Source organism: Methanohalobium sp. (assembly GCF_018609725.1).
In the GTDB taxonomy this organism is placed as follows: domain Archaea; phylum Halobacteriota; class Methanosarcinia; order Methanosarcinales; family Methanosarcinaceae; genus Methanohalobium.
Map to the genome: position 1 here is coordinate 1 of NZ_JAHENT010000022.1, position 16,085 is coordinate 16,085.

Below are 16,085 nucleotides of genomic sequence, written 5' to 3' on the forward strand. Positions count from 1 at the left end.
AAGTTCAACGAGGCCTGCAACTATGCTTCTGAAGCTGCATGGCACAACAAGAAATTTGGTAAAACCGGGATTCAGAAATTGACTTATTATGACATCAGGCAGGAATTTGGTCTGTCTGCCCAATTGACTGTCAGGGCAATCGCTAAAGTAGCTGAAAGCTACAGCAACGACAGAAAAACCATACACAAATTCGATAGAAGAGGTGCAGTGGTCTACGACCAGAGGGTACTGTCGTTCAAGGAAATGATACTGTGTCCATACTTACTCTGGATGGTCGTGAAAAAACCAGTATATCTTACGGTGATTACAGACCTTTTGACATAAGTAAAATCCGAGGTCAGGCAGACCTGATTTACGAAGATAATAATTTTTACCTGATGCTTGTGATGGAAGTAGCTGAAAACGAAGTCAGGTACAACGATGATGTTCTGGGTGTAGATCTTGATGTAGTTAATATAACAACCACCTCTGATGGAGAAGTCTATAAAGATTCAAAAGCTGATAAGGTTAGAGAACGATACACCAGTCTGAAGTCGAGATTACAATCCAAAGGCACGTGGTTAGCCAAGAAGCACCTCAAGAAATTATCCAGGAAAGAACGCCGGTTCAAACGCGACCTGAACCACCGGGTTGCCAAACAGCTGGTCAAACGCGCTAAAGACACGTCCCGGGCTATAGCACTTGAGAACCTCAACGGTTTTCGTCCGGAAGCCACGGTTACTAAAGCGCAGAGAGATAGGTTGGGTAAATGGGCGTTCTCTGAACTGACCGAGTTCATCTTATACAAAGCTAAACTTGAAGGAGTGCCTGTAGTCATCATCAATCCGATGTATACATCTCAACAATGTTCTGAGTGCGGATATATCAACAAGAACAACCGTCAGAAACAGGCTAACTTCAGGTGTAAAAGCTGCGGTCATCAAGACAACGCCGACTACAATGCTTCGAAGAACATTGCACACAGGGGAGCTGTCAGACTTCCTAATGTCCTCCGCTTAGCTTCTATTAGTTAAGAGATGGAAGGACAAGCTAACAGCTTCAGCGGTTAGTAGCTGACGTTAAATGAGTCATTTACAGGGATAAATTTGATATAATAACGAATATTATTGTTTTCAAAGGTTCAGATAACTGTTATATTAAAATCTGAATGTTTTTGTAAGGGGAATATTATATAAAGGAGTAAAATCTTAGAATTATAATATAGGTTTTGTATAAACCAAAGAATTAATATCGACTATAATACAATTACTTTGTATATTATAGAACTAAACCACATGAGTGTTACTCTATGACAGATAAAAGACGAAGGCGAAATTGGTTTGAAGAGTTCTTTGGGTCAGAATCATTTGAAAACATAGAAGATATGATCGAGCATATGATTGATAAACTGGGTGTAAATATGGATGACCCATCAGAACAGCCATATGTCTATGGATTTTCTATCACTCGAAAACCAGGTGAAGACCCGGAAATCCGCAGTTTTGGTAATTTCTCTACTGAAGATTTTAATGAAGATTACACTGAATATGAAAATGAAACCACTGATGTAAAACCGGTAAGCATTGATGAAAGAAAACCACTTATTGATGTCATGGAATCTGATGACCATGTATACGTGGTTGCGGAAATGCCAGGGGTTGAAAAAGAGGACATTAACCTTCACTCAACTGAATGGACAGTTGAAATTACAGCAACAAAAGGTGAATCCAATTATTCAGAAACAGTTGAATTTCCTGTAAAGGTTGATCCAAATAGTGCCAGTGCTACATTCAAAAATGGTGTCCTTGAGATTATATTTGATAAAACAGACACCGATCAGAAAGTATCTATTGATATTAACTGATTAATATACAGTGGGCGTAGTTATCTATAGCCCACCTATCTTTTAGATAAATATATTATTGATATTTCTTTTTAAATAAACCTATTTTTAGCTATTTTTTAACTTTTTAATGATAGAATTATCGTGTATATCTATATATTAATTCTTAATTAAAAACAGTTATATATTTGAAAATGTATCTGGATGTGCATGAATTCATTTACGGTAATCGCGCTTGCAATCTTTTTGCCCTTTTTATCTGCAGCAACAGTCCCTTTAGCACAAAAAATCCTGAGACATAGGGTGGGATGGTTCGCATCAGCAATGGCGTTTGTAAGCTTTTTGCTGATTGCATATGTAGCTCCTGTTGTAATTCATGGTGATACATTCACAGGCGCGGTTTCCTGGCTGCCTTCTGTAGGAGTAGAATTCAGTGTCTATATAGATGGATTAAGTCTTTTGATTGGATTGATAGCATCAGGAATAGGCATAATCATAATGTCATATTCCAATGGGTATATGTCCCATAAAGAAGACCTTTCAAGATACTATCAATACCTTCTTTTGTTTATGGGTTCCATGATAGGAATGGTTTTTTCTGCCAATACCATCCAGCTTTTTATTTTCTGGGAACTTACAAGTATCACATCTTTTTTGTTGATAGGATACTGGAGGCACAGGCCTCTATCTATATATGGTGCAACAAAGTCACTGGTTATTACTGCTGCCGGTGGACTTGTGATGTTTATCGGTTTTTTAATACTACATTCAATCACCGGTACTTTTGACATCCCAACTATTCTTCATGATTCATCAATGATAGAAAACATAAAAAACCATGATTTATTCCTTGTGACTCTAATTTTTATATTTATAGGAGCTGCTGCCAAATCGGCACAGGGTCCTTTTTATATCTGGCTGCCAAACGCTATGGAAGCACCTACGCCAGTAAGTGCTTTTCTTCACTCGGCTACAATGGTTAAGGCGGGTGTATTCCTCATTGCTCGTATCCATCCGATATTTTCTGGAACTGAAGCATGGTTTATACTGGTTTCAGGTACTGGTATGGCTACTATGGTGCTTGCAGGTTTTCTGGCATTTCGACAAAACGACATTAAAGGGATACTTGCATTTTCTACCATTAGCCAGCTCGCTTACCTTGTAACCATGTATGGTTATACGACCTATCATGAACCTGGTATAGGAGTAGCTGCAGCGACATTTCATCTGTTAAATCATGCTACATTTAAAGCCTGCCTGTTTCTTGTAGCAGGTATAGTAGCACATGAGGCTGCAACAAGAGACATCCGAAAACTGGGAGGTTTAAGACATGAAATGCCGTTAACCTTTATTGTTGCTTCTATCGGAGCACTGGCAATGGCGGGTATTCCTCCATTGAATGGGTTTTTGAGCAAGGAAATGTTTTATGAATCTTCTGTAGAAATGGGTGCAGCACTTGGATTCCCTTTCGGTATAATCGTTCCTGCAATTGCGGTTATAGGTGGGGTGTTGACATTTGCCTATTCTATAAAACTGATAGATGGGATATTTCTTGGAAAACGTAAGGATGAATTCCTTCCTCATCATATCCATGAAGCACCCTATGTGATGTTGATACCGGCGGGTTTGCTTTCAGTTCTTGTTATCTTGTTCGGACTGGTTCCTTCAATACCGGTGCATAATATAATAGAACCAGTAACCTCGGGAATACTCCTTGAAACAGTGCATCTACATGTAACCCACTGGCATGGATTTACTCCTGCTTTTATGATGACAATAATCACTTTTGTACTCGGTTTGCTTATATACACAAAATACGATTCACTTGCATCATGGCAAGATAGGTTAAATGCATCGTATCCTTGGATAAGTGTCAATTATTACTATGATGCGATAGTAAATAATGCAAGGACGAATGCTTACAGGGTATCCTCATTTGTACAACCGGGTTTTGTCAAAACATACATCAATGCGCTTTTAATTTTAACGATAGTCCTGATTATGATTCCTATGATAGCTCTCTCAGGAGACTTGATACCTCAGACCCTGAGTTTTGATATAAATCCTTATGAAGCATTGCTGATGTTGTTAATGGTGGTTGCGGCAATTGCAGCGACGGTTTTGCCAAAATATATCCCTGCAATAATAGCACTATCTTCTCTGGGTTATATGGTAAGCCTTCTATTTATCTATCTAAAGGCACCAGACTTGGCATTAACCCAGATACTTGTAGAAACATTGACTACTATTATATTCCTGCTTGTGATTGTAAGGATACCGCAAACATTCAGGGAAAAGCTTTCTAAAGCAAACCTGACAAGAGACGTTTTTATTTCAGGATTAGTATCAGTAGGGGTGTTTATTGTACTGATAAATGCTACACAGGGAATAGTGCCTCCATTTGAATCACTGTCACATTATTTCATTGAAAAAAGCGTTTCACTTACCGGAGGACACAATTTGGTTAACGTGATACTGGTTGATTTCAGGGGTTATGATACACTGGGTGAAATATCGGTACTTTGCCTGGCAGCACTTGGTGTTTATAATTTGATTCATAGCAGAGGTGAAAGATGAATGACAACACTGATCACTAAAACCATATCTAAAGCCAGTGTACCCTTGATTATATTATTCTCGATATCTCTCCTTATTGCAGGACATAACAGTCCAGGTGGAGGTTTCATCGGGGGCGTTATGTTTGCAGCATCTCTATCTCTGCTTTATGTTGTTTTTGGCCTTGATTATATCAAATCCGTTTTAAATCCAGATTGGGGAAAATGGTTTGGATTTGGTTTGCTGCTTTCGGTATTAACAGCTTTTGGAGCAATATTTTTTGGTTATAACTTTTTCAGGAGTTCTATAAAGTTTATACATCTTCCTTTTATTGGTGAAATCGAGCTTGTATCATCCACACTGTTTGATATAGGTGTATATTTTGTTGTAATCGGGTCATTGCTGTATATTTTCAGAAAAGTAGGTGATGATAAATGAATAACGTTTTTCTTTCACTCACCATTGCTATACTTTTTGGTTTGGGAACTTTTTTAATCTTAAGAAAGGATGTCATAAAAGTAATAATTGGTCTTAGTATAATCTCTCATGCAGTTAACGTTCTTATTGTATCCTCTGGAGTGTTTAATGGAGATAATGCACCTATAATAAATGGACATGTGTCTGATAGTTCATCAAACATTATTTTTAACGATGTATTGGATAATGGTGTACTGGCACCAGTTGTTGCAAATACAGAAGAGGTTGCGTATGTAGACCCACTGGTACAGGCACTTGTGTTAACAGCTATTGTTATTGGTTTTTCAATAACTGCATTTATATTAATACTTGCTTATCGAATCTATGAAGAATACGGTACCACTGATATAAATGAACTCAAGAGGTTATGGGGATGAATATAGCGGCAATTACAGACCATCTACCAATTTTGATGGTGGCAATACCGATACTGTTTTCAGCGCTCATGATGTTTCTGCGATCAGCACCATCTGTACAAAAAGTAATTAATCTGACAGTATCATTTGGGTTGCTTATTTTAAGTATTCTGCTTTTAATTAATGTGTTAAACAACGGTATAGTTGTATACGAAATTGGTGAATGGGGTAAATATGGTATAGTACTTGTGGCCGACCTTTTAAGTGCTGGTATGGTGCTTTTAAGCAGTGGTATATCATTCCTGGCTTTGTTATATTCAATGGATTATATGGAAGAAGAGTCGCTGGGTTCAACCTATCATTCACTCTTTAATTTACTTGTTGCAGGTATTAACGGGACTTTCCTTACAGGAGATATATTCAATCTTTTTGTGTTCTTTGAAATACTTCTCCTCTCGTCCTGTGGTCTTGTTGTAGCATATGGTAAAGGAGGATTTACCAAAAGTGACCACAAAATGGAAGCGACTTTCAAATACCTTGTTTTGAATATGATCAGTTCATTCATCATGTTAGTAGCCATAGCTTCATTGTATGCAACAGTGGGTACACTGAACATGGCAGATATGGCTGCAAAAATAAATGTAATGAGTGAAACCGGTAATCTTCCATGGCATATATTTCCTGCAGCTTTGCTTTTTATAGTTGTATTTGGTAATAAAGCGGCTATATTCCCTCTACATTACTGGCTTCCAGATGTACACCCCTCGGCACCTTCGCCCATAAGTGCAATGCTTAGTGGTGTGCTTATAAAAGTTGGTGCTTATGGAGTACTCCGGATATTTTTCCTGATATTTGACGGAACGCTTTATATGTTCCAGCCGATAATCATTTTCTTGGCGCTTGTTACGATAATTCTTGGATCAATCTCTGCTGTAGGTCAGAATGATATCAAACGTTTGCTTGCTTATTCCAGTATCAGTCAAATTGGATATGTATTCCTTGGGATTGGTATGGGAACTGTAACTACAATAGCAGCTTCTTTGGTGTATCTTGTAAACCATGCAGTTGCAAAATCAATGCTTTTTATGGCTTCCGGGAGCATTATCCATGAAGCTGGTACAAGGGATATGAGAAAAATGGGAGGAATGGTGAATAGTGCACCGTTTTTAAGTGGAATGTTTCTAATAGGGGCAATGTCGGTTGCAGGAATTCCTCCAATGGGTGGATTTATTGCCAAATTTGTACTGTTTGATTCTGGTATAACCAGTAAGTATTATATTCCGATACTAATCGCACTGGTATTTGCAGTATTTACAGTATTTTATATGATAAGAGCATGGCAGAGAATTTTCTGGGGAGAGGTGAGAAGTGAAAAATATGATGAATATCATTCTCACGGATTATCATGGAAGATGTCAGTACCTATACTGGTCTTGTCAGTTGTAGTAGTTGTATTCGGGGTATATGCAGAACCCCTTTTATCAATCGCACAATCAACCGCCAGTCAGATAATAGACCCACAGGCATATATTGATGCAGTTTTGATGAGGGAAATACGATGAAGCAATATATTGTTTATTCCATTCCTCTTGCGATTTTATGGTGTTTTGTAAACGGAGATATAAGTATAGTGAATTTTACGTTCGGACTGGTTATGAGCCCTGTTGTTATAAAACCCTTTAAATCCCTTTATAATTTTGAAGCAGAGGTAAGTATTAGAAATGATATTCGACGAATCCCCAAACAATTGAGATATTTGGCAGTACTTGCTATTGAAATAACCAAAGCCAATATCATGGTGGCAAAAATAGTTCTCCGGCCAAGAATCAATATAAATCCCGGGATTATAACAGTACCAATAAGAGCAAAAACCGATGTTGGAATTACTGCAATCGCAAATACTATTTCCCTGACACCGGGAACGCTTACAATTGATGTGGCGGATGATAAATCGGTATTGTATGTACACTTGATTGATATACATGACCGAGAAGAAATACGTGCATCCATAAGAGATGATTTGGAAGAATATGTACTGGAGGCATTAGAATAAATACGATACTATTTGATTTTGTACTGACATTTTTGGTATTTTCGATAATACCCTGTGTTTATAGAATTATAAAAGGACCTACTATACCCGACCGAGTAGTGGCACTTGATGCAATGACACTGGTTATAGTAGCTACACTGGGTGTTTATTCCTTTATACAGGAATCGGTGTTTTTTATGGATGTAGCACTTGTACTGTCAATAATTGCTTTTGTGGGCACTGTGACAATATCCAAATATCTTGATGAAGGGGTGGTATTTTGATAGGAATCGGTTTTGTTCTTGACATTTTAAGTAATATATTCCTCATTGTCGGTTTGTTTTTTGTATTTCTCGGTATGCTTGGACTTATACGTTTACCTGATGTCTATAACCGGCTACACACTACTACAAAAATAGGTACACTTGGTGCTTTTGGTGTTATGTTGAGTATATTGCTAAAGGTTGGATTCAGTGCCATGGGCCTTAAGGCGATAACTATTGGTTTGTTCCTGTTGTTAACCGCACCAGTTGCAGCACACATGATAGCCCGTGCAGCTCACAGGCATGGCGTAGATCTTTGTGATGAATCTATTATTGATGAATATTGTGATTCCTACGATAAATAAAAATTATATCGATAATCGAAAGTTATAAGTAACAATTTTTAATACTTTTTCCTGATACAGGTTATAGATTGTAGTAAGGTGACAGTTGGTATGCTGGAGACCCAGTATATTTTGAGTATGGTAATGCTTCCTCTGCTGACATTGATGATATGGGCTGGTTATTATGTTTTTGTTCCAGATAATTTCAGAGGGTCGCATGTAAGCTCGAGGATGCATGAACTTCTTATAGCTACTCTCATGTATATCTTTCCGTTAGGCTTTATATACTTGCTGGTTGATATACAGGATGCAATTGCCAATATGTTTGGTATGGGTTCCTATCTTAATTACGCCGAATATCTGATAATGATAGAAGGTAACATAGTTAGCTATTTTCAAAATATTACTACACCTTTGCTGACCTATGTTAATAGTGTAATCTATTTGTTCGGATTTCCCTTTCTACTGGTATTTACTTTTTTTATACTGGTTTATACCCGTAAATTCAAGGCTCTTCAAGAATATACAATCGCCTTCGTTCTTGTTTATATAATAGCATATCCTTTTTTCGTGTTTTTTCCAGTAGAAGTAACAGGATATACACTTCATAGTGTAGACCCTCTTTTGTATAACTTAAGTCCCATAATAGTTGAGGGTATTAAACTCAGTGACCCTGGGCTTGATAACTGTCTGCCCAGTTTGCATACAGCATTGTCTATAACAGCAATGCTAATTGTGGTATTTAGAACAAATTTTATACGTTTTAAGATGTTTTCCATAGGAATTACTACCTCGATATTGTTTACTATATTATATCTTGGAATACACTGGATAACGGATATGTTTACAGGTATTGTACTTGCGCTTGCTGCTTACTTTATTACTACCAAATACCGTGAAACCATAACTAAATTGTCTGCAGGGATAATGTTATTTATTAAAAACAGGATTGGTATGGTGGATAAATCAATTACAGTTTTGTGTATAAACTGTTTATGTGAAATCACTGTCAACCCGTCAACATCCAGTTCTGTAGGTTCTGTCCAGTGTCCTCATTGTGATACAATCCAGGAATATCATCTGCTTACCCATCTATTGGAACAACAGGTAAAAGCAAAATTCAATACAAAATCCCGGCTATAAAACTTTTAGAAAAATAATTGTATATAGTGGATAATAATGAAATCCAGAGAATTTAGTATAATACCTGTCAGGATGGGTAATTCAAACGCCTATTTAGTTATTGGGGCTGATATAACGTTTCTTGTTGATGCCGGTGTTCATGGTCATATTCATAATCTAGAAACAACTCTTTTTAACAATGGGCTTGACTTTCAGGATATCGACTTTATTATTATAACACATTCACATTATGACCATGTGGGTAATCTTGGTGAGATAAAAAAGAGAAGCTTTGCAAGAATTCTTGCACATGTAAATGAATCTGAGTTCTTAAAAGAAGGATATATGCCGATACCTAAAGGGACGTCACCATTTTCAAATGTAATATCATGGATGGCGAACAGCTTTTCATCCAGCAGAATACGGTATAACCCAGTGACACCGGACATCCTTGTGGGTGGAAATTGTGAGCTTTTAACGGGAGGAGAAGTAAAAATACTTACTGCACCGGGGCATACATCAGGTTCGATATGTGTTATTGTAAATAATATATACGCAATTGTTGGAGATACACTTTTTAATATATTTAAAAATTGTTTCTATCCTCTATTTGTTGATGATGAAAAAACACTGATAAAAACATGGGACAAACTCCTGTGTACAGGATGCGAAACATTTTATCCGGGACATGGCAAACCGGTGCTATTAGAAGAGTTCCATGAATGCTTTTGTAAAATAAGTAAACATCATTATAGGTATTAATCTTTAAATTAAATATCGGAACTTTTATATTGTCTTAATTTTTATTTTTTGTACCATGTTGGACAAGATTATTGATTATATTGGTAATGTGCTGGAAATCGCTTTATATGGAGCTGTACTGGCGTTTATTTTGATTATAATTTACACGGCTGTTACTGCAATGGGTTTTGTTTGATTTAATGGCTATAACACCTTTAACTTGTACAGTAGAACCCTTCTTTAAGTTAGGTGTATTGGATACATTATTTGATATCAGATTTATCGATACAATAGGCATATATTTTTGAATTTAAACTTTAATATCCATGGTGTATTAAGATTGTGGGCTTATCCAATTATCTGTAAATGAAGCTATAAAATGGTTGTATATTATGCGGGAAGATTATATAGAAACTGGGTACAAACCAAAACTCGATGAGCTGGTTTGTGAATATTATATGGAACCAGCGGATGGTGTAAGTTTTGAAAAGGCATGTAACCACATGGCTGGCGAAAGTTCAATAGATACATGGAGTGATATATCCACGTTAAGTCCTGAAAGAGCACAGGAATTAAAACCTCATGTTTTTTTTATTGATAAAGAAAGGGGAACTGTAAAGGTAGCGTACAAGCAGGACCTTTTTGAAATCGATTCAGTTCCCCAGATTCTCAGTGCCATTGCCGGCAACATAATGAGTATGAAACTTGTGAAAAACCTGCGTCTTGAGGATATAGAATTTCCAAAAGATGTTCTTAACAGTTTCAGGGGTCCCAAATACGGGCTTGATGGATTACGTGATTTGTTCGGTGTTTATGACAGACCGCTTATTGGAACAATTGTAAAACCAAAAGTAGGATTATCCTCTGAAAAACATGCAGATGTAGCCTATAAATCCTTTGTAGGCGGATGTGATGTTGTAAAGGATGATGAGAATCTTACAAACCAGAAATTCAATGCTTTTGATAAAAGGGCGGAAATAACACTGGATGCTAAAGAAAAAGCAGAAAAGGAAACAGAGGAGCGAAAAATGTATCTTTGCAATATAACCGCTCCCACATGTGAAGAAATGCTTCGAAGAGCAGAGGTTATCAACGACCTTGGTGGTAAATATGTCATGATTGATATAATTACAGCAGGATGGACTGCCCTGCAGTCTCTTCGAGAAGCAACCGAAGATATGGATCTTGCCATCCATGCCCATCGATGTATGCATTCTGTAATGACAAGAAACCCCAGACATGGAGTGAATATGGTTGCACTTGCAAAGCTCACACGCCTTATTGGACATGACCAACTGCATATCGGTACAGTGGTTGGTAAAATGCATGGAGATAAGGATGAAGTACTGTCTTTAAGAGATGAGTGTGTACTTGATTATATACCTACAAATGACCAGCTCCACATACTGGAACAGGATTGGGGTAATATAAAACCAATGATGCCGGTAGCATCAGGTGGTCTTGAACCGGGAATGGTTCCTGACCTGTATAATATGTTTGGCAAAGATGTAATCATGCAGTTTGGGGCAGGTATCCATGCTCATCCAATGGGTACTGAAGCGGGAGCGACAGCCTGCCGACAATCAGTAGAAGCGGCTCTTGAAAATTTTACACTGGAAGAATATGCCAGCAATCATAAAGAACTGCAATCCGCTCTTGAAAAATGGGGATAAAATAGTTTAAAATAATAGTATAATATAAGTTCTGTAATCATATGGTTAGAAAAACAGAAATATTAAGAATAAACAGCAGTAATTTCAGTGAATCCATTTCCAAAGCGGCTGAAATCCTCAAAAACAGAGGAACAGTCGCTTTTCCCACTGAAACAGTTTATGGTCTCGGTGCCAATGCACTGGATTCTATTTCAGTGCATAAAATATTTAGTGCAAAGGGTCGACCTCCGGATAATCCTCTAATTGTCCATATAGCATCTAAAGAACAGGTCAGGGATATTTCAGAGGACATACCTGATAATACTTTTTTACTGATGGATGCTTTTTGGCCAGGACCTCTGACATTAATCCTGAAACGGAAAAACTTTGTTCCAGATGTTACAACTGGAGGGCTGAATACTGTAGCAATACGTATGCCTGATAATGCAACAGCTATAGAACTGATAAAAAAAGCAGGTGTCCCTATTGCTGCACCGAGTGCCAATATTTCTGGAAAACCGAGCCCTACAACTGCAGAACATGTGATATCTGATTTATACGGTAAAATCGATGCAATTGTCGATGGCGGAGCAGTAGATATTGGAGTTGAATCCACAGTGGTGGATATGACATCTAATAAACCAATCCTGCTTCGACCGGGTGGTATTGGTGTTGAAGATTTAAAGAAATATATACCTGATATAGAAACCGGCTACAATAGTGAAAAACTGACAGATAAAAAAGTAAAATCACCGGGTATGAAATATATCCATTATTCACCATCCTCAAAAGTTGTTCTGGTCGAGGGTTTCTACAGGGTATCAGATAAAATCAATCAGGTTATATCTGATTATCATAAAAATGGTTTATATGTTGGGCTACTGGTGACCAATGAAACTGCTGACCAAATTACTGATAAAAATGTTAATATATTTCTGCTTGGAAACAGAGATAATATAAAAAAAGTTGCAAATAATTTGTTTAAAGGATTGAGAACACTGGATAACCTAAATCTGGATGTGATTATTGTAGACGGGTCAATAAAACATGAAGGTATAGGGTCAGCGGTAATCAATAGATTACAGAAAGCGGCTAACGAGATAATAGTTCTGGAAGAAGGTGAGTACATTGAAACCTGAAAAAAAGGAGCAAATGGTTAAAAAACAAAAAAGTTCAGAAATTATAAGAAGGAACAAAAAAATAAATCTGATAAATATAGGTGTAATAAGCATCGGTTTAATCCTTATGTTACTGGATTACAGAAACATGGCTGAACATTTTATATGGCTTGGATTTATAATATTTTTATATACTGCTGGGACTACTTTTATAGCAAGGAGAGAAGCCAGAAAATAAAAAAACAATATTCATTTTTTATTTTTCTGTTTCATAACCTGCATTGTTCCATGCAGTCATACTTCCAACCACGTTGTAGACATTATCAAATCCATTCTTTTTAAGAATACTTGTTGCCAGGCTGGCTCTGCGGCCTACATTACATATTACAGCAATAGGTTTGCCATCAGGCACTTCATCAATTCGGTTTTCAAGTTCTCCGACATATATGTGAACGGCATTTTTTATATGTCCGTTATTCCATTCATCATTACGCCTTACATCAAGCACATTTAGATTGTTGTTTTTAATCTCTTCTCTAAGTTTGTGGACCTCCATTAACCCTGATTTTTCAATTTTAAAACTTTCATTGTACCATGATTCTATTCCACCTCTTAGATAACCAGCGATGTTATCAAATCCCAGTCTCAAAAGATAGCGCAAAATAGTGTCAAGGTGTTTTTTTTCTTCCATAACCAGTAATATAGGTTTTTTATACGACAATACCCATCCTGCATAAACGGGAACTCCATCAAGCCAGATATTATACGAATCCTTTATATGGCATCCGGCAAAAGACACGGGTTCTCTGGTGTCCAGTATCAGAGCACCGTTATTTAGTTGTTTTCTAAATTCCTGAGGTGGAAGGGAAGGAGGATATTTTGAATCCAAAAGTGGTGCTCCTTTGAGGTTGTATTCTTCCATTTTTTTAAAATACGGTGGAATAAAATGCTTTTCAGATGTCTTTAATTTCACAAATTCATCCCTGTTTTTCACCTGCAGAGAAGAATTCTGTAACCTTTCTATGCCAACAGTGCTTTCTTCCCTTTCACTGATAAACCCACCACATACAGATCCAGACCCGTGAGCAGGACAGAGGATTACATGGTCGCCAAGTGGAACAATCTTTTCAAAAATACTTTCATACATGTTATCCGCTAACCGAGGAGCATCATCAGGTCCATATAGGTCGGTTCTTCCGGTATCTCCCACGAATAAGGTATCGCCAGTAAAGACCATTATATTTTCTTTTCCGGTATAAGTATCAGATAAAAGATATGACACGCTTTCATCGGTATGCCCTGGTGTATGGATGGCGGTTAGTTTAAGTGACCCAAAATAAAATTCACTCCCATCTTCTACAGCATTTCCGTATTTAAAATCCAGATATTTGCCGTGATAGGTTTCTGCCCCAGTTAGGTTTGCCAGTTCAACAGAACCGATAACATAATCTTCATTCCTATGAGTCTCAAAAATATACTTGATATTCATATCCTGTTCAAACGCAATATCGGTATATATCCGACAATCTCTTCTGGGGTCTATAACAATTGCTTCATTCTCTGAACCTATAAAATAGGAAAGATGCGCCAATCCTTCTGATTTTATTTTCTTGAAATACATTTACACTCCCCTTGAGTGGAATTAGATGATTTGTTTGAGGTTGTTTGTAAGGTATGTGATATGGTTTTTTTCTTCAGATGCCAGTTCATGGAGCAATTTCCTTGTATTTTTATCACTCATGATTTCAGCCATTCTTTTGTAGAAATCAAATGAGAGATACTCTTTTTCAATAGCAGTTTCCAATACATCAATCTCATCTTTGAATTTCTCATCACTTTTTAACAGTTCTTTACTTAATTTTATTCCACCTTCCATGTACTCAAAATCAAGTTCTTTTTTTAAAACTTCCAATTCTGGAATATCCTCTTCTTCAACAGTATTTGCATACCACCTATACAATCTGTTTATGTGTGCGTTTTCAAACTGTGAAAGTTTATCCAGTGTTTGCCTAATGTTGCTGGACATCTCATTATTTTTGGCTCTTGAATAGAAATCCTGTGCTCCTTTTTCCAGTTTGAGAGCTGTAAGTAGTATATCTTTAATTTGTTCGTTACCGGTTATAAACTCTGGTTTTTCTTCAGGATACCCTGATAGAGTTTTATAATTCCATTCAATAATTCCGCCATCCATTGTATAGACGTTTTGAAAACCAAGGTTACATAGATATGTAGCAGCTCCCAGACTCCTACGACCGGCACGACAATAGGTAATGATGTTTTTATTTTTATCGAGTTCATCATATCTTGCATCCAGCTCATCAAGTGGAATGAGTTTCGACCCCGGAATATGGCTCTGTTCATATTCTTCAGGCTGTCTTACATCAACCAGTATATTGTTCCCTTCTCTGTCATTATCAAGTATCTGTTTCAATTTTTCAGGTGATATCTTTGTTACATCCTCTGTACTGCAGCTTATACTCATAGTTTTACCTTCTGACAGCAAAAATCATGTTATCCATAATTGGATTTTTATCTCCGCAATTCCCTATAAACTCCCATTAAAATGACAGTTTTATAACTCATATTTTTTGTGTTTTAAAAACTTGGATATATTAGATAATTATATAAAAGTCTGACACATATATTTAACGTAGCTAATCCGATATTCACCAGATAATTAATACTGTTCTTCAGTTTCCTTTTTTAAATAAAAAAGTTAATTGGATGTATTCAAATAGCTGAATACATGCTAAATAATGATGTCAAAAAATAAAATACTGGAAACATAAATTCAATTCTAAAAAATGGTATAAAAAACCAGTTCAAGTTTGATGTTTGGTAAAAGCTATCACAATATGGGTCATTTGTTTTTTATACTAATGTGGATTTGTTGTCAGTATATAATCTGTAAAAACTGATTTTTATGTGTAATAAGGTGAGTTCAAGATGGCAGATATAGACAAATTAAAACACTGCAAGAAACCCTTGGGTTATGAAGGTAGAGAGGTTGCCAGAGAGATGAATGAACGCCATTTTGACCTCTGGAAATGGGGACTTGAACATATATCTATCAACCCTGATTATTTTGTACTTGATGTGGGATGTGGAGGAGGAAAAGCTATACAGGTACTGGCTGACCTTTGTCCTTATGGTGAAGTACATGGTATTGATTATTCTGAAGAAATGGTCAGTATGGCACAGGAAGTTAATAATGAACTTGTGAAAAATAACCGTGTTGAAATAAAATATGGTACAGTATCATCCATACCTTATCATGATAACACTTTTGACCTTGTAACAGCATTTGAAACATATTATTTCTGGCCTGATCTGGAAAATGATTTAAAGGAAATTTATCGAGTTCTGAAAACTGGAGGTGTTCTCCTTATAGTTAATGAAGTTTATAAAAACGGAAATTTTGATGAGCGTAATATGGAATATGTCAATAAATTGGATATGCATTATCATACTCCAAAAGAACACAAGGAGATACTTGTAAAAACAGGTTTTACATCTGTAGAAACATATACCAAGCCTGAAAACAATTGGATAACTATAATTGCAAAAAAACAATAATACAAATTGGAATAGATTTAGACTCT

At 36.6% G+C, this 16,085-nt stretch carries 16 protein-coding genes and 1 pseudogene; 15 read left to right on the forward strand and 2 right to left on the reverse strand.

From position 1 onward, the window contains the following. The 14 genes and pseudogenes from QZ276_RS01005 to QZ276_RS01070 form a co-directional block, all read left to right on the forward strand. Nucleotides 1–1,013 (forward strand): annotated as a pseudogene (locus tag QZ276_RS01005) (RNA-guided endonuclease InsQ/TnpB family protein); the annotation flags it as partial. A 275-nt stretch (nucleotides 1,014–1,288) separates the two neighbouring features. Continuing rightward, nucleotides 1,289–1,843, forward strand: a complete 555-nt coding sequence (gene hsp20 / locus QZ276_RS01010; RefSeq protein WP_292484469.1) for an archaeal heat shock protein Hsp20 — start codon at nucleotides 1,289–1,291, stop codon at nucleotides 1,841–1,843. 189 nt (nucleotides 1,844–2,032) lie between these two features. Beyond that, a complete protein-coding gene (gene mbhE, locus QZ276_RS01015) occupies nucleotides 2,033–4,399 on the forward strand; it encodes a hydrogen gas-evolving membrane-bound hydrogenase subunit E (protein WP_292484471.1) in 2,367 nt (788 codons plus the stop codon). After that, nucleotides 4,400–4,816: a monovalent cation/H+ antiporter subunit B gene (locus QZ276_RS01020; RefSeq protein WP_292484473.1), complete on the forward strand. Its 417-nt coding sequence runs from the start codon at nucleotides 4,400–4,402 to the stop codon at nucleotides 4,814–4,816. It begins immediately after the preceding gene. Beyond that, nucleotides 4,813–5,232, forward strand: a complete 420-nt coding sequence (locus QZ276_RS01025; protein WP_292484475.1) for an NADH-quinone oxidoreductase subunit K — start codon at nucleotides 4,813–4,815, stop codon at nucleotides 5,230–5,232. Before QZ276_RS01020 ends, QZ276_RS01025 begins: the two co-directional genes overlap by 4 nt. Next, nucleotides 5,229–6,773 carry an NADH-quinone oxidoreductase subunit M gene (locus QZ276_RS01030; protein ID WP_292484477.1) on the forward strand — a complete coding sequence of 515 codons (1,545 nt, stop codon included), beginning with the start codon at nucleotides 5,229–5,231 and terminating at the stop codon, nucleotides 6,771–6,773. Before QZ276_RS01025 ends, QZ276_RS01030 begins: the two co-directional genes overlap by 4 nt. Then, nucleotides 6,770–7,264, forward strand: coding sequence for a Na+/H+ antiporter subunit E (locus tag QZ276_RS01035; RefSeq protein WP_292484479.1), 495 nt, complete (start codon nucleotides 6,770–6,772; stop codon nucleotides 7,262–7,264). Before QZ276_RS01030 ends, QZ276_RS01035 begins: the two co-directional genes overlap by 4 nt. Before the next feature lie 32 nt (nucleotides 7,265–7,296). Then, on the forward strand, nucleotides 7,297–7,527 hold the full coding sequence (locus tag QZ276_RS01040) for a cation:proton antiporter (RefSeq protein WP_292484481.1): 231 nt from the start codon (nucleotides 7,297–7,299) through the stop codon (nucleotides 7,525–7,527). Continuing rightward, nucleotides 7,524–7,871: a monovalent cation/H(+) antiporter subunit G gene (mnhG, locus tag QZ276_RS01045; protein WP_292484483.1), complete on the forward strand. Its 348-nt coding sequence runs from the start codon at nucleotides 7,524–7,526 to the stop codon at nucleotides 7,869–7,871. The genes QZ276_RS01040 and mnhG overlap by 4 nt, the downstream gene beginning before the upstream one ends. 90 nt (nucleotides 7,872–7,961) lie before the next feature. Continuing rightward, on the forward strand, nucleotides 7,962–8,993 hold the full coding sequence (locus QZ276_RS01050; protein WP_292484485.1) for a phosphatase PAP2 family protein: 1,032 nt from the start codon (nucleotides 7,962–7,964) through the stop codon (nucleotides 8,991–8,993). A gap of 36 nt (nucleotides 8,994–9,029) precedes the next feature. After that, on the forward strand, nucleotides 9,030–9,734 hold the full coding sequence (locus tag QZ276_RS01055; RefSeq protein ID WP_292484487.1) for an MBL fold metallo-hydrolase: 705 nt from the start codon (nucleotides 9,030–9,032) through the stop codon (nucleotides 9,732–9,734). A 371-nt stretch (nucleotides 9,735–10,105) separates the two neighbouring features. Further along, entirely contained in the window at nucleotides 10,106–11,386 is a 1,281-nt protein-coding gene (gene rbcL, locus QZ276_RS01060) for a type III ribulose-bisphosphate carboxylase (RefSeq protein ID WP_292484489.1), read from the forward strand. A 41-nt stretch (nucleotides 11,387–11,427) separates the two neighbouring features. Beyond that, nucleotides 11,428–12,504 carry an L-threonylcarbamoyladenylate synthase gene (locus tag QZ276_RS01065; RefSeq protein WP_292484490.1) on the forward strand — a complete coding sequence of 359 codons (1,077 nt, stop codon included), beginning with the start codon at nucleotides 11,428–11,430 and terminating at the stop codon, nucleotides 12,502–12,504. Then, on the forward strand, nucleotides 12,494–12,721 hold the full coding sequence (locus tag QZ276_RS01070; protein ID WP_292484492.1) for a hypothetical protein: 228 nt from the start codon (nucleotides 12,494–12,496) through the stop codon (nucleotides 12,719–12,721). The genes QZ276_RS01065 and QZ276_RS01070 overlap by 11 nt, the downstream gene beginning before the upstream one ends. Before the next feature lie 18 nt (nucleotides 12,722–12,739). Here the strand turns inward: QZ276_RS01070 and QZ276_RS01075 are convergent, their stop codons facing one another. Further along, complete coding sequence (locus QZ276_RS01075) at nucleotides 12,740–14,104, reverse strand: rhodanese-like domain-containing protein (RefSeq protein ID WP_292484494.1); 1,365 nt, start codon at nucleotides 14,102–14,104, stop codon at nucleotides 12,740–12,742. A 21-nt stretch (nucleotides 14,105–14,125) separates the two neighbouring features. Beyond that, nucleotides 14,126–14,965: a rhodanese-like domain-containing protein gene (locus QZ276_RS01080; RefSeq protein WP_292484496.1), complete on the reverse strand. Its 840-nt coding sequence runs from the start codon at nucleotides 14,963–14,965 to the stop codon at nucleotides 14,126–14,128. A gap of 464 nt (nucleotides 14,966–15,429) precedes the next feature. On the opposite strand from QZ276_RS01080, the gene QZ276_RS01085 reads away from it, so the two are divergent. After that, entirely contained in the window at nucleotides 15,430–16,059 is a 630-nt protein-coding gene (locus QZ276_RS01085) for a class I SAM-dependent methyltransferase (protein ID WP_292484498.1), read from the forward strand. The last annotated feature ends 26 nt before the right edge of the window (nucleotides 16,060–16,085 follow it).

Excerpts from the sequence above, each read along its gene's own strand:
- QZ276_RS01080 (WP_292484496.1), bottom strand. The coding sequence starts at position 14,965 with ATGAGTATAAGCTGCAGTACAGAGGATGTAACAAAGATATCACCTGAA.
- hsp20 (WP_292484469.1), top strand. The coding sequence starts at position 1,289 with ATGACAGATAAAAGACGAAGGCGAAATTGGTTTGAAGAGTTCTTTGGG.
- QZ276_RS01035 (WP_292484479.1), top strand. The coding sequence starts at position 6,770 with ATGAAGCAATATATTGTTTATTCCATTCCTCTTGCGATTTTATGGTGT.
- QZ276_RS01030 (WP_292484477.1), top strand. The coding sequence starts at position 5,229 with ATGAATATAGCGGCAATTACAGACCATCTACCAATTTTGATGGTGGCA.
- QZ276_RS01075 (WP_292484494.1), bottom strand. The coding sequence starts at position 14,104 with ATGTATTTCAAGAAAATAAAATCAGAAGGATTGGCGCATCTTTCCTAT.
- mbhE (WP_292484471.1), top strand. The coding sequence starts at position 2,033 with ATGAATTCATTTACGGTAATCGCGCTTGCAATCTTTTTGCCCTTTTTA.
- QZ276_RS01085 (WP_292484498.1), top strand. The coding sequence starts at position 15,430 with ATGGCAGATATAGACAAATTAAAACACTGCAAGAAACCCTTGGGTTAT.
- QZ276_RS01055 (WP_292484487.1), top strand. The coding sequence starts at position 9,030 with ATGAAATCCAGAGAATTTAGTATAATACCTGTCAGGATGGGTAATTCA.
- QZ276_RS01065 (WP_292484490.1), top strand. The coding sequence starts at position 11,428 with ATGGTTAGAAAAACAGAAATATTAAGAATAAACAGCAGTAATTTCAGT.
- QZ276_RS01020 (WP_292484473.1), top strand. The coding sequence starts at position 4,400 with ATGACAACACTGATCACTAAAACCATATCTAAAGCCAGTGTACCCTTG.
- rbcL (WP_292484489.1), top strand. The coding sequence starts at position 10,106 with ATGCGGGAAGATTATATAGAAACTGGGTACAAACCAAAACTCGATGAG.
- QZ276_RS01025 (WP_292484475.1), top strand. The coding sequence starts at position 4,813 with ATGAATAACGTTTTTCTTTCACTCACCATTGCTATACTTTTTGGTTTG.
- QZ276_RS01050 (WP_292484485.1), top strand. The coding sequence starts at position 7,962 with ATGCTGGAGACCCAGTATATTTTGAGTATGGTAATGCTTCCTCTGCTG.